The organism is Evansella sp. AB-P1 (assembly GCF_029688925.1).
Lineage (GTDB): Bacteria > Bacillota > Bacilli > Bacillales > Salisediminibacteriaceae > Evansella.
Genome location: NZ_JARUKY010000009.1, coordinates 192,185 through 206,648, shown reverse-complemented (window position 1 = coordinate 206,648; position 14,464 = coordinate 192,185). Strand labels below are relative to the sequence as shown.

General features: G+C 35.7%; 12 protein-coding genes and 1 other annotated feature. All 12 genes read left to right on the top strand.

Annotated elements, in window-relative coordinates; translation table 11 throughout:
- Positions 1-647: 647 nt before the first annotated feature.
- The 12 genes from QA612_RS11690 to cysE all read left to right on the top strand — a co-directional run bounded on the left by QA612_RS11690 (position 648) and on the right by cysE (position 14,461).
- Entirely contained in the window at positions 648-1,361 is a 714-nt protein-coding gene (locus QA612_RS11690) for an MgtC/SapB family protein (RefSeq protein WP_278283991.1), read from the top strand.
- Between the two features lie 508 nt (positions 1,362-1,869).
- On the top strand, positions 1,870-2,346 hold the full coding sequence (locus tag QA612_RS11685) for a CtsR family transcriptional regulator (protein ID WP_278283990.1): 477 nt from the start codon (positions 1,870-1,872) through the stop codon (positions 2,344-2,346).
- A gap of 17 nt (positions 2,347-2,363) precedes the next feature.
- Complete coding sequence (gene mcsA, locus QA612_RS11680; protein WP_278283989.1) at positions 2,364-2,900, top strand: protein-arginine kinase activator protein McsA; 537 nt, start codon at positions 2,364-2,366, stop codon at positions 2,898-2,900.
- The gene (gene mcsB, locus QA612_RS11675) at positions 2,900-3,970 is read left to right on the top strand and encodes a protein-arginine kinase McsB (RefSeq protein ID WP_278283988.1); all 1,071 of its coding nucleotides are present in this window, start codon (positions 2,900-2,902) and stop codon (positions 3,968-3,970) included. The genes mcsA and mcsB overlap by 1 nt, the downstream gene beginning before the upstream one ends.
- Positions 3,971-3,994: 24 nt before the next feature.
- A complete protein-coding gene (gene clpC, locus QA612_RS11670; RefSeq protein WP_278283987.1) occupies positions 3,995-6,427 on the top strand; it encodes an ATP-dependent protease ATP-binding subunit ClpC in 2,433 nt (810 codons plus the stop codon).
- 294 nt (positions 6,428-6,721) lie between these two features.
- Positions 6,722-8,128 (top strand): DNA repair protein RadA, encoded by a 1,407-nt coding sequence (gene radA / locus QA612_RS11665; RefSeq protein ID WP_278283986.1) that lies wholly within the window; start codon positions 6,722-6,724, stop codon positions 8,126-8,128.
- The gene (gene disA / locus QA612_RS11660; protein ID WP_278283985.1) at positions 8,103-9,185 is read left to right on the top strand and encodes a DNA integrity scanning diadenylate cyclase DisA; all 1,083 of its coding nucleotides are present in this window, start codon (positions 8,103-8,105) and stop codon (positions 9,183-9,185) included. Before radA ends, disA begins: the two co-directional genes overlap by 26 nt.
- 203 nt (positions 9,186-9,388) lie before the next feature.
- Positions 9,389-10,480: a PIN/TRAM domain-containing protein gene (locus tag QA612_RS11655; RefSeq protein WP_278283984.1), complete on the top strand. Its 1,092-nt coding sequence runs from the start codon at positions 9,389-9,391 to the stop codon at positions 10,478-10,480.
- A gap of 289 nt (positions 10,481-10,769) precedes the next feature.
- The gene (ispD, locus tag QA612_RS11650) at positions 10,770-11,459 is read left to right on the top strand and encodes a 2-C-methyl-D-erythritol 4-phosphate cytidylyltransferase (protein ID WP_278283983.1); all 690 of its coding nucleotides are present in this window, start codon (positions 10,770-10,772) and stop codon (positions 11,457-11,459) included.
- Between the two features lie 2 nt (positions 11,460-11,461).
- The gene (ispF, locus tag QA612_RS11645) at positions 11,462-11,944 is read left to right on the top strand and encodes a 2-C-methyl-D-erythritol 2,4-cyclodiphosphate synthase (protein WP_278283982.1); all 483 of its coding nucleotides are present in this window, start codon (positions 11,462-11,464) and stop codon (positions 11,942-11,944) included.
- 85 nt (positions 11,945-12,029) lie between these two features.
- Positions 12,030-13,487, top strand: a complete 1,458-nt coding sequence (gltX, locus tag QA612_RS11640; protein WP_278283981.1) for a glutamate--tRNA ligase — start codon at positions 12,030-12,032, stop codon at positions 13,485-13,487.
- Positions 13,488-13,497: 10 nt separating this feature from the next.
- Positions 13,498-13,728, top strand: a binding site (T-box leader).
- 82 nt (positions 13,729-13,810) lie between these two features.
- Positions 13,811-14,461: a serine O-acetyltransferase gene (cysE, locus tag QA612_RS11635; RefSeq protein WP_278283980.1), complete on the top strand. Its 651-nt coding sequence runs from the start codon at positions 13,811-13,813 to the stop codon at positions 14,459-14,461.
- Positions 14,462-14,464 lie beyond the last annotated feature (3 nt).

The window sequence follows — 14,464 nt, the reverse complement described above, 5'->3', positions numbered from 1 at the left end:
TTAAAGAAATAATAGAGTGTTTAAAGTAATTTTGAAATAGAATAAACCGGGTAAGAAGCGAGGCACACGGTGACCAAGAAGGTCGAGGAAACGATGGAGAGAGAATCGGAAATGGGCTATGCCCATGAGAATCGAACGACGGAAGATGACGAAGAGATTTGCCGGTCAACGTTCGCCGCAGCCCGAACCCGGAAGTAAAGCTCGTGCGCCGATGGTAGTTGGGGATTTCCCTCTGTGAGAGTACGTCACTGGGCAAAGGAAGACATTCTCGTTGGAGAGTGTCTTTTTCCGAATTTATCAGCTTTTCCCGGTTCTAGACCACTTCTTGCCTACCGTATTAGCGAATTTATCACCTTTCCGCGCCTCTAGAAATGTTCTTTTTAGTTTATATAAATAAAAGCCTACGAAGTTAAAGAAAATTAATAGAAACAATAATTTTGGTTGTAAAACAAAAAACATATAGAAGGAAAATGCATACTTCAAAATGTTGGGATGCTTAAAAGAAAGTTATATATGAATAATAAGTTACATATGTTTTCCGTATATTAAATAAGGGTAAATTATATGTTAGAAACAAATCACTAACAAAATATATTTTCGCCCTGCATAAACATATATTATATAAAAATGCAGAATGAGGTGATGCAATGGAATGGGAGTTATTTTCATCAAGTGATACTTCTGTAATGACGATTCGTTTAGTAATAGCAGCACTTCTAGGAGGTTTAGTTGGAGTTGAAAGAGAATATCATCAGCACCCAGCAGGGTTTCGAACACATCTACTAGTTAGTGTAGGATCTTGTCTAATAATGTTATTAGCTTTTTATGGATTTCAAGGATATATGAAAGAAAATCCTGATGTTGTAAACTTTGACCCATCCCGTCTTGCTGCATATGTTGTAAGTGGTATCGGATTTTTAGGTGCAGGAACAATACTTGTTCAAGGATATACTGTGCGAGGTTTAACAACGGCAGCATCGATTTGGGTTGTTGCTGGGATAGGTTTAACTGTAGGAGCGGGAATGTACACAGCAGCATTTATTTGTACGATTATTGTAATTTTAAGTCTTTTTCTTTTAGGTAAAATTAATTTTAATATTTTAAATAAAGGCCAGAATAAATATATTTTCATTGTTGTAGATGAACGACAAGGTAGATTGAATGAAATAGTTAGTGTTTTAGAAGATTCTGATGTAAAAATAAAAGGTGTAAAGACAGAAAGGCAAAGAGGTTATAAAGGAAATAATTTAATTGAATATCGATTATTAGTTAATAATTTAGATCATAAATCTTTTTTATACATTACTGAACGGTTGAATAAATTAGACTTCGTAGATCAAATTAATATGGACGGAAATTAGAATTAATATTATTTAGAATGGGTATACTAAAAGAGAGTGTTTGTAAAACAGAGTATTAAAGTATTAAGAGTAAATTTTTTCTGTGCTAAGGGAACCTTACAGGGAAATTTGTGTTATTTTCCTATAAGAGGATGTTCAAAAAGTCCGGGAAAAATATCTGTCGAATCTCTGCGTTGGCTTGCTTTTCCGTTCCTCACGTATTAAAAGCATACGCTGCGGTACTCAAAGCTACGCCGCCTTGATCTTTCGACGCACAGGACGTGCTAGTGTCGGCGTTGCAACAGGAGGTTGTGACTTTAGCCGACTCGGCTATTTTTATCCTCCTTTTTGAACATGCACTATAAGGTTGTTGTGTGAAGCTAAAATATATTAGGTCCCTTTGCTTTTTCATATTGAGAGTATGAAATAGTTGCAGATTAAAAAAATTTGGATATAATAAAATTATAGTCAAAGATAGTCAAAGTCAAAACAGTGGAAATGCCTTTTCACAAATGTAGGAGGGGTATGCATGAGAAATATATCGGATATTATTGAACACTACTTAAAAGAAATTATTAATAAAAGTAATAGGGAATTAATTGAAATTAAGAGGAGTGAGTTAGCTGATCGTTTTGAATGTGTTCCTTCTCAAATAAATTATGTGATTAGCACAAGGTTTACAGAGGAAAAGGGTTATATGGTGGAAAGTAAACGAGGCGGTGGAGGGTACATTCGAATAATAAAGGTTAAGCCAAATGATCAAATGGAATTATTTGATCAAATGTTAGAGCTTATTAGTAATGCAATATCACAAAACTCTGCAGTTAATATTGTATCTCGTTTATATGAGGAGGAGGCAGTCTCAAAAAGAGAAGCGAATATTATGTTAAGTGTTATTGATCGAGCAGTTCTTAATCTTAATTTACCTTACAGAGATGAAATGAGGGCAAGGATATTAAAAGCGATGTTATCAACATTAAAATATAGAGAATGGAATGATGAATAGTAAAGGAGGGGAAAGGGATGCTCTGTCAAGAATGTCAGCAAAAGCAAGCAACTTTACATTTCACAAAAATAATTAATGGTGAGAAAACAGAATTTCACATATGTGAAACATGTGCGAAGGAAAAAGGAGAGTATATCCCAGGGTCTAACAGTTTCTCTATTCACCAATTATTATCCGGACTACTAGATGTTGAACAATCTATTTCTCCGTCATCAGAAGGAATTATTCAACCAAAGAAGCAACTAACTTGTAAGAACTGCGGGATGACATATCAACAGTTTGCAGAAATAGGACGATTTGGTTGTTCGAAATGTTATGAAGAGTTTAATGTAAAATTAGACCCAATTTTTAAACGAATTCATAGTGGAAATGCAACTCATGCTGGTAAAATTCCAAAAAGAAAAGGGAAAGATCTTCATATACACAAAGAAATTGACCACCTTAAGCAAGAGATGCAGCATTATATTAGTAAGGAAGAGTTTGAACAAGCAGCGGAAATACGAGATAAAATCCGATCCTTAGAAAAAAGCTTAAATAGTAAGGAGGAGGAATGATGTCTCTTCAAAAATTTATTAGTGAAGCTATTAGTCCATGGATGAAAAATGAAGGACCAGATACAGATATCGTATTAAGTAGTAGAGTGCGATTAGCAAGAAACTTAAGTGATACACCCTTCCCAATTGTTTCAACGAAAGAAAATTTAGAAGAAAATATTTCTTTAGTAGATACAAAATTTGCAAACAAATCACATCGTAAGTTTGGACAAATGGAATTGTTGAAAATGGATGATATGAAGAAAAATGAAAAAAGAGTTCTAGTAGAAAAGCATCTAATTAGCCCGAATCTATCGGATGAATCAAAGGCTGGAGCAGTTTTACTAAGTGAAGATGAATCTTTGAGTATTATGATAAATGAGGAAGATCATTTTCGTATTCAAGTGTTATTATCAGGTTTTCAATTAAAAGACGGATTGATATTTGCTAATGAAATTGACGATTGGATGGAAGATAAAGTAGACTTTGCTTTTGAAGAAAAAAGAGGATATTTAACTAGTTGTCCAACAAATGTAGGAACGGGTTTAAGAGCTTCCGTTATGATGCACCTTCCTGCATTAGTAATTACGAGACAAATGAATCGAATACTTCCAGCTATTAATCAATTAGGTTTAGTTGTTAGAGGAATTTATGGTGAAGGTAGCGAAGCATTAGGTAACCTATTTCAAATTTCCAATCAAATGACGTTAGGGAAGTCAGAGGAAGATATTGTTGAAGACTTAAGAAGTGTGGTTACGCAGCTTATTCAACAAGAACGTGCTGCTCGGGAAAGTTTATTACAGCAATCTAAGTTACAAATGGAAGATCGAGTATATCGTTCATACGGAATACTTTCATATAGTCGGACCATAGAATCTAAAGAAGCAACACAGAGACTTTCCGATGTTAGATTGGGCATTGATATGGGATTGATTGACGATGTGAGTGGAAATATTTTAAATGAGCTTATGATTTTAACTCAACCTGGATTTTTACAGCAGTATGCAGGTGAAATCCTTTCCACAGAACAAAGAGATCAAAGAAGAGCAACACTAATACGAGAAAGACTAAAATTAGAGAATAAGAATTAGAGACAATTCGGAGGTGGAGTCATTATGATGTTTGGTCGATTTACAGAAAGAGCTCAGAAAGTTTTAGCTTTAGCACAGGAAGAAGCAATGAGGTTAGGACATAATAATATTGGTACAGAGCACATTCTACTAGGGTTAGTGCGAGAAGGGGAAGGTATAGCTGCCAAATCCCTTTCAGCTTTAGGGCTAAGTCCTGATAAAATTCAAACTGAGGTTGAAAATTTAATTGGCAGAGGTGAAGAGGGTACTAAACAAATTCATTATACTCCTCGCGCTAAAAAGGTTATTGAACTATCAATGGATGAAGCAAGAAAGCTTGGTCATTCTTATGTTGGAACAGAACATATACTCCTCGGATTAATTCGTGAAGGAGAAGGTGTTGCGGCAAGAGTATTAAATAATGTGGGTGTTAGTTTAAATAAAGCAAGGCAGCAGGTTCTTCAGTTACTAGGTAGTAATGAATCATCTAATAGTCAACAGCAAGGAGGGAGCGGAGGAGGAAATAATGTCAATACTCCTACTTTAGATAGTTTAGCTCGTGACCTAACTGCTATTGCAAAAGAAGACCAGATTGATCCTGTCATTGGTAGGTCAAAAGAAATCGAACGTGTAATCCAAGTACTTAGTCGTCGAACGAAAAATAATCCTGTTTTAATTGGTGAGCCTGGTGTAGGTAAAACAGCGATTGCGGAGGGTTTAGCACAGCAAATCGTTAACAATGAAGTGCCAGAGACGTTACGTAATAAACGAGTGATGACATTAGATATGGGGACCGTTGTAGCGGGAACAAAATATCGTGGGGAATTTGAAGACAGATTGAAAAAAGTAATGGAAGAAATTCGGCAAGCGGGTAATGTTATTCTATTCATTGATGAATTGCATACCTTAATTGGCGCTGGAGGAGCAGAAGGAGCCATTGATGCATCAAATATCTTGAAGCCATCTTTAGCACGTGGTGAACTGCAATGTATTGGAGCAACCACACTTGATGAATACCGAAAGTATATTGAAAAGGATGCTGCTTTAGAAAGACGTTTTCAACCAATACAAGTAGATGAACCAACCATAGAGGAATCTATTCAAATATTAAAAGGACTTCGTGATAGATACGAAGCCCATCATCGAGTAGAGATAACTGACGATGCCATTGATTCGGCAGTAAAACTATCTGATAGATATATTTCCGATAGATTTTTACCAGATAAAGCCATTGATTTAATTGATGAGGCAGCTTCTAAAGTAAGGTTGCGTTCGTATACGGCACCTCCAAACCTTAAAGAAATGGAACAAAAATTAGAAGAAACTCGAAAAGAAAAAGATGCAGCAGTACAAAGTCAGGAATTTGAAAAAGCGGCATCTTTAAGGGATAGTGAACAACGAATTAGAGAAGAGCTTGAATTAATGAAGAAAGAGTGGAAAGAAAAACAGGGTCAAGAAAATTCTGAAGTTGTAACAGAAGATATTGCACAAGTAGTTTCAAGCTGGACTGGTGTCCCTGTAAGTAAACTTGAAGAAGAAGAAACAGATCGTCTATTACGTATGGAAGAGATTCTTCACAATCGAGTTATTGGTCAAAGTGAAGCAGTTACAGCTGTTTCAAAAGCTATAAGAAGAGCTAGGGCTGGACTTAAAGATCCGAAGCGACCAATAGGTTCTTTCATCTTTTTAGGACCAACAGGTGTAGGTAAAACGGAGCTTGCAAGAGCTGTTGCAGAATCATTATTTGGAGATGAAGATGCAATTATTCGAATTGACATGTCGGAATACATGGAGAAACATAATACGTCTCGACTTGTTGGTTCCCCTCCTGGATATGTAGGCCATGAAGAAGGTGGACAGTTAACAGAAAAGGTTCGCCGAAAACCATATTCAGTTGTCCTATTAGATGAAATTGAGAAGGCTCATCCAGAAGTATTTAATATATTATTACAAGTTCTTGAGGACGGATTTTTAACAGATTCTAAGGGAAGAAGAGTAGACTTTAGAAACACAGCTATTATCATGACTTCCAATGTCGGTGCAAGTACACTTCGCCAATCGAAAAGCTTAGGATTTACTGCTCAAATGGACGGTCAAGATTATAAAGATATGAAAGGGAAAGTAATGACGGAATTGAAAAAAGCGTTCCGTCCTGAATTTCTAAACCGTATTGATGAAACAATAGTTTTCCATTCGTTAGAGAAAGAACATATTAAGCAAATTGTTTCTTTAATGGCCGATCAATTGAAAAAACGTCTATCTGAACAAGGAATTGAATTTGAATTGTCTGAAGAAGCAAAAGCGAAAATTGCTGATGAAGGATTTGATCCAGAGTATGGTGCTAGACCATTACGTCGTGCTTTACAAAAAGAAGTGGAGGATCGTTTATCTGAAGAGCTTCTTCGTGGAACAATTTCCAAGGGGCAAAATGTAAAAATGGGTGTTAAAGACGGAGACTACTTTGTAACATCTAAATAAAATTAAAAGGTAAGTATTTATCTACACTAATTGATACCGGAAAAAGTCCAAGTGAAGGACTTTTCCGGTTTTCTATGGTAAGAAAATCTTTTTATCAAACCAAAAGTCAAATAAGAAGCTAAATGCCCTCTACCTGCTCGTTAATTGTGAAGGAGTTTCCAGGCTTCCATCCTAGCAACAACTTTATCTAAATGCCACGAAAGTTAAGTTATTATACGAGAGTAGCTTTTTATTAAAAAATCAAAACATGATAAAATAAATATAAATGATGATTTTTGGGAGAAAGGGGTAATTATGGCTAAGCGTAAAACAAAATATGTCTGCCAAGAATGCGGATATGAATCAATGAAGTGGATGGGAAAATGTCCTGGTTGTCAAAGTTGGAACTCAATGGTAGAGGAATTTGAAGCAAAGCCTTCAAAAAAAGAACGAGGATTCGTTACTTCTTCAACAACTACACCTTCCAAACCCCAACCAATAACAAAAATCGAAAACACGAAGGAACAACGATACGATACATATATAAAAGAATTAAATAGAGTTTTAGGCGGTGGCATCGTCCCTGGATCACTTGTCTTAGTTGGGGGAGATCCAGGTATAGGTAAATCAACCCTTCTTTTACAGGTCTCAGGAGAAATTGCTAAGCATGGTCAACGTGTGTTGTATATTTCAGGAGAAGAATCAATAAAACAAACAAAGCTTCGAGCTGATCGATTACATATTACATCAGATGAGTTGTATGTATTAGCTGAAACGGATGTTGAGCTAATTGAACGTTCAATCGAAGAAATGAGTCCTACAATTGTGATTATTGATTCCATTCAGACCGTATATTTGGATAATGTGACAAGTGCACCAGGCAGTGTAGCTCAGGTCAGAGAGTCAACGGCTGCTTTTATGAGAATTGCAAAGACAAAAGGGATTGCAATATTTATTGTTGGACATGTTACAAAACAAGGTGCTATCGCTGGTCCTAGACTATTAGAACATATGGTAGATTCCGTCTTGTACTTTGAAGGAGAACGTCATCATACCTTTAGAATATTACGTGCAGTAAAAAACAGGTTTGGGTCAACCAATGAAATAGGTATATTTGAAATGAAGGAGGTAGGGTTAGAAGAGGTAGTTAACCCATCTGAAATTTTTTTAGAAGAACGTTCGGAAGGTGCTGCAGGATCAGCAGTTGTAGCATCAATGGAGGGCACTAGAACAGTACTTGTTGAAATACAATCACTTATATCCCCAACTAGCTTTGGAAATCCTAGAAGAATGGCTACAGGAATAGATCACAATCGTATTTCCCTTATCATGGCTGTTTTAGAAAAAAGAGTAGGAATGCTTTTACAAAACCAAGATGCATATATTAAGGTAGCAGGTGGAGTTAAATTAGATGAACCGTCTATTGATTTAGCTATCACTATTGCAATTGCTTCAAGTTTTCGTAACACTCCAACCTCACCAACAGATGTCATTATTGGGGAAGTTGGATTAACTGGAGAAATAAGAAGGGTGTCTAGAGTAGAACAAAGGGTAATTGAGGCAAGTAAACTAGGGTTTAAGCGTGTTATTATACCTGAAAAAAACATTGGAGGCTGGACTGTACCAAAAGGTATTGAAGTCCTAGGAGTTAATACAATAAACGAAGCATTAGAAGTAACGTTAGGAGGAATCACTAGTGGATCACCACGATTCGAATTATGATAAAAATTTCATAAGTGAGGTCTTGCAGATTATATGTCCAGGCACGCCTTTAAGAGAAGGCGTTGATAATGTATTAAGAGCAGGGACAGGTGGATTAATTGTTTTAGGATATAGTAATAACATGGTAGACATTGTTGATGGCGGTTTTTTTATAAATTGTGAATTCTCCCCAGCATATTTATATGAATTAGCAAAAATGGACGGAGCAATTATATTAAGTGAAAATGGAGACCGTATATTATATGCTAATACACAGCTTGTTCCAAATAATGCAATTGAGTCAACCGAAACAGGTATTCGCCACAGGACAGCCCAACGTGTAGCGAAACAAACGGGAAATTTAGTAATTTCAATTTCTCAAAGAAGAAATGTTATTACCTTATATCAAGGGGAATACCGATATGCCCTTAAAGATATTGGCGTAATTTTAACAAAAGCGAATCAGGCGATACAGACATTGGAAAAATATAAATCAGTGTTGGATCAAGGAATTACTAACTTGGGAGCACTAGAATTTGAAGAGTTAGTAACCTTCCAAGAAGTATCTCAAGTAATGCATAGAATCGAAATGGTATTACGAATAAAAAGTGAAATATTAAATTATGTAAATGAGTTAGGGAATGAAGGAAGATTAATTTCTATGCAATTAGAAGAGCTTGTTTCTAATACCGAAAAGGAAGCTGTATTACTGATAAAAGATTACATGAAGGATAAAAAACAAGATCCTAAGCAACTTTTACGAAAGTTAAAACGTCTTTCAAATGAGGAATTATTAGATGATCAAGTTATTGTAAAATTGTTGGGTTACTCCAAAGGAACTAACTTAGCAGAATTTGCTATTTGTCCTAGGGGTTATCGAATCTTACATAAGATTCCTAGAATTCCCCCACTTGTAGTAGAAAATCTTATAAATAAATTTGAGGAATTACCTCATATAATGCGACTCTCTATTGAGGAGTTAGATGAGGTGGATGGTATTGGTGAAGCTAGAGCAAGGAAGATAAAAGAAGGTCTCACAAGAATTCAAGAGCAACTCTTTATTGATCGTCATATATAAATTGTCAAAAATGGTCACCCCTTGACGAATCTATTTGTATAACGTTATAATGATACGTTTGGTTAATTGACATCGCATACTACCTTTGTTAATGTGTTATTATTCCCTGCAATTAACTGAAAGTATGTAACTTTTTGTGATTTTTATAGAATGATGTTTGAATTATAAACTTTTGTCTATAATTATTAAAGGAGGTGAAGTAGATGCTTCGAAAAATAGTACAATTATTTATATTGATAGTTGGTGGAACGCTTGGATTTCTCTATTTACCAAACTTAATTGAATTATTAAACTTTGGAAATATACATCCATGGTTAACTAATTCTTACACAGGGGCAGTTTTAGGTGCACTTATTTTATTTTTATCTACTTATTGGTTAGTGGATGATATCGTTGGTTTAATCCGTTTAGTAGAAGAAACGTTAGTAAAAGCCCCCGTTACAGATTTACTTTTTGGTTCGATGGGGTTAGGTGCAGGGTTACTTATTGCTTACTTACTAAGTTTATCGATTGTTGAATTACAAATTCAAGTTATTAGCGATATATTACCACTTTTTATTACAATTTTACTAGGGTATTTAGGATTCCAAGTTGGTTTTAAAAAACGGGACGAACTTATTAATCTTTTTCCGATGGGAAATCGTTCAACTATAAAGGATAAGAAGAAAGATTCAGAAAAATCAATAGGGTCATTAAAAATATTAGATACAAGTGTTATTATTGATGGGCGTATTGCTGACATTTGTCAGACTGGTTTTTTAGAAGGAACGCTGATGATCCCAGAATTTGTTCTTGAAGAGCTACAGCATATAGCAGATTCTTCGGATGTTTTAAAACGAAACAGAGGTCGTAGAGGACTAGATATATTAAATAAAATTCAAAAAGAGCTTCCAGTAAATGTAGAAATTTATGAAGGTGATTTTGAAGAAATACAAGAAGTGGATAGTAAACTAGTGAAGCTTGCGAAAGTACTTGATGGCTATGTAGTAACAAACGACTTTAACTTAAACAAAGTTTGTGATTTGCAAGGTGTTGCTGTTCTAAATATAAATGATCTAGCAAATGCAGTTAAGCCTGTCGTACTACCAGGTGAAGAAATGCATGTCCAGGTTATAAAAGATGGGAAAGAACAAAACCAAGGGATTGCTTATCTTGATGATGGTACAATGATTGTTGTGGAAGAAGGAAGAAATTATATTGGTAAAAACATAGATGTTATAGTGACGAGTGTTTTACAAACTTCAGCTGGACGTATGATCTTTGCCAAACCAAAACTGTTGGAAAAAGCACTTTAATTTTCGAAGTGTAAAGAGAATTTTCTTGTAACGAAATATTCATTAATTTAGTGAAGTTGTCCACAGGACGTGAATTGTAATATAAGAGGATGTTCAAAAAGTCCGGGAAAAATATCTGTCGAATCTCTGCGTTGGCTTGCTTTTCCGTTCCTCACGTATTAAAAGCATACGCTGCGGTACTCAAAGCTACACTGCCTTGATCTTTCGACGCACAGGACGTTGTGACTTTAGCCGACTCGGCTAATTTTATCCTCCTTTTTGAACACGCACTATAAAAAGGAACGATACTATGGAGAAATATACGGTAGTTATCCCTGCAGCTGGACAAGGGAAACGGATGAAAGCAGGTAAAAATAAACAATTTTTATTAATTGACCAAATTCCCCTCCTCATTCACACTTTACGTGTGTTTGAGGAGGATATTCTTTGTCATTCCATTATTTTAGTTGTAAATAAACAAGAGCTAAAAGAGGTTGAGAAATTAATAGAAACATATAAAATAAATAAAGTGGACAAGCTAGTGATTGGTGGTAAAGAAAGGCAGGAAAGTGTGTATGAGGGGCTAAAGGTAATTGAAGGGAATCCAATAGTCCTCATTCATGATGGGGCGAGGCCGTTCGTTCAACATTCTGTCATCCACAATCTAATACATAAGGTAGTTGAAAAAGGCGCTGCTATTGTAGCAACTCCAGTAAAGGATACAATAAAACAAGCCGTTGATGGAATTGTAGAAAAAACGGTTCATAGAAATAACTTGTGGTCCATACAAACACCACAAGGATTCCGATACAATAAAATCGTAAAAGGACACCAAGAAGCTGAAAAACAGGATTTCTTCGGTACAGATGATGCTTCCCTTATGGAGTTTATTGGAGAAAAGGTTTATATTGTTGAAGGTGATTATGAAAATATTAAAATTACAACTCCAGAGGATATTTTGTATGGTGAAGCTATCATAGAGAAAAGAAAGGGAGAGTAACCATGATTCGAATTGGCCAAGGATTTGATGTCCACCAATTAGTAGAAGGTAGGCCACTAATAATTGGAGGAGTTGAACTTCCTTATAGTAAAGGATTATTAGGACATTCTGATGCAGATGTATTGTTACATACAATTGCTGATGCATGTTTAGGTGCCATTGGTGAAGGGGACATAGGTAAACATTTTCCAGACACTGACCCAGAATTTAAGGATGCTGATTCAGCGAAGTTATTATCTCACGTATGGGACCTTGTAAAACAGAGAGGTTATCAATTAGGAAATCTTGATTGTACAATCATGGCACAAAAACCAAAAATGGCTCCATATATTTCAAAAATGAATAACCGTATTGCAGAATTATTAGATTCAGAGATAGGAAATATAAATGTTAAGGCAACAACAACGGAAAAATTAGGTTTTACAGGAAGAGAAGAAGGAATAGCGTCAATGGCTGTTGTTTTACTTGTTCCAAGGGAAAGCTAATAATAAGGAAAACTTGACCTACAATATTCATTTAATGATAAAATAATGATAAAGAATTGAACAAAAGATTGGAAGGTGTCATACAATGACTCAAGATGTTCGTGTGAGATTTGCCCCAAGTCCAACGGGTCACTTACACATAGGTGGAGCTCGTTCAGCGTTATTTAATTATTTATATGCAAGAAACCAAAATGGGAAATTTATTTTAAGAATTGAAGATACAGATCAAGCTAGAAATGTTGATACTGCCACTGAAAAATTAATGGATAGTTTAAAATGGTTAGGTATGGATTGGGATGAAAGTGTTGATATTGGAGGTCCTCATGCTCCGTATCAAAGTATGGAAAGACTTGATATTTATAAAAAGCATATTGATGAGTTAATCCAGCAAGGGAAAGCTTATTATTGTTACATGTCAGAAGAAGAGTTAGAAAAAGAACGTGAGGAGCAACGATCCCGAGGTGAAACACCGAAATATAGCGGAAGAGATCGTAATCTCTCCCAAGAACAAAAGGAAGCTTATGAAAAGGAAGGGCGTAAACCTGTTGTTCGCTTCCTAGTACCTGAAAATCAAACGGTCATTGTAGATGATATCGTTCGAGGTCAAGTAAGCTTTGAGACAGATGGAATTGGTGACTTTGTCATTGCAAGACAGGACGGCATACCAACTTATAACTTTTGTGTTACTATAGATGATCATTTAATGAAAATTAGTCACGTCATTCGTGGTGAGGAACACTTATCAAATTCACCTAGACAGGTGCTTATTTATGAAGCATTTGGATGGGATACACCAAGATTTGCTCATGCATCTTTAATCCTTAATGAAGACCATAAAAAAATGAGTAAACGTGATGAGTCGATTATTCAATTTGTTGAACAATATCGTGAATTAGGTTACTTACCTGAAGCAATTGTTAACTTTATATCGTTATTAGGATGGTCTCCAGGTGGAGAGGAAGAAATCTTATCTATTGAACAATTAGTAGAACAATTTAGTTTAGACCGAGTAATTAAAGCACCAGCAGTATTCGACACGAAAAAATTAGCTTGGATGAACAATCAGTATATGAAAGATGCTCCTATCGAAAGAGTGGTTGAAGCTGCACTTCCCCATTTAATTAAAACAGGGAAGCTTCCAGAAGACTTAGATGGAGAAGAAAGGCAATGGGCAACTGAATTAATTGCACTTCATCAAGAAAAGATGAGCTATGGAGCAGAAATTGTTGAGCTTACTGAGTTGTTCTTTACGAAGGAAATCGATTATAATGAAGAAGCACAAGAAGTATTAGGGGAAGAGCAAGTTCCAGAAGTCCTTGCATCCTTCAAAGATAAAATAGAGAATCTCGATCTATTTTCAGCAGAAAATGTAAAAAAGTCTATGAAAGAGGTTCAAAAAGAAACAGGTCATAAAGGAAAGAAATTGTTTATGCCTATTCGCGTAGCTACTACAGGGCAAACACATGGACCTGATCTTCCACAAGCTATTGTTTTACTAGGGAAAGATAAGGTTACCAGTAGAATAAGTAAATTGTTAAAGTAAAAAAAGTATATATAAAACGTTGATGAGGAAAAGTAAGATCGTCTATCCTTTGATAGAGAGAGCTGTCGTCGGCTGAAAGCAGCTTAAAGGATTCGTTTCTGAATATGCACCTCTGAGTCTCTTACTGAAAGTGTTGATATGAGTAAGTGAGGGCGGTCAGGAACCGTTAACTTCTATAAAAAGTGGAGCAAAAGGATATAGTTGCTCAAACAGAGTGGAACCACGTGTATGCGTCTCTGTGCCGTCTTGGCACAAGAGGCGCTTTTTTTAGTTCAATTAGATTTAAATCATTTCTCACCTTTAGAAAGGAGGTCGAATACACAATGTTTCGAACCTTAAAAAATGATATTGATGTGGTAATGGAACAAGATCCAGCAGCTCGTAATAGAATAGAGGTATTAATAAATTATTCAGGAGTACACGCAATTTGGAATCATAGATTTGCTCATTGGTTATGGAGAAAAAGGTTATTTTTTATAGCTCGTTTTATTTCTCAAGTAAGTCGGTTTTTTACAGGAATAGAGATTCACCCAGGTGCAAAAATAGGTCAAAGATTATTTATAGATCATGGCATGGGTGTAGTCATAGGGGAAACATGTGAAATTGGGGATAATGTTACTATTTTTCAAGGGGTTACCCTTGGAGGGACAGGGAAGGAAAAGGGAAAACGGCATCCTACAATTGAGGACAATGTTCTTATCGCTACTGGAGCAAAAGTACTAGGATCAATGAGGATTGGCAAAAATGCACGTATTGGGGCAGGGTCTGTTGTTTTAAAAGAAGTCCCACCGAACTCAACAGTAGTAGGAATTCCAGGAAGAGTTGTTATCCAAGATGGAATAAAGGTCGGGCATGATTTGGATCATATTAACTTACCAGACCCTATTTCAGATAAATTTAGAGAATTGGAAGTAGAGATCCTTCGATTGAAAAAGGAGATTACTGAGTTGAATAGGGAAAAAGTGAATAAATGAAAA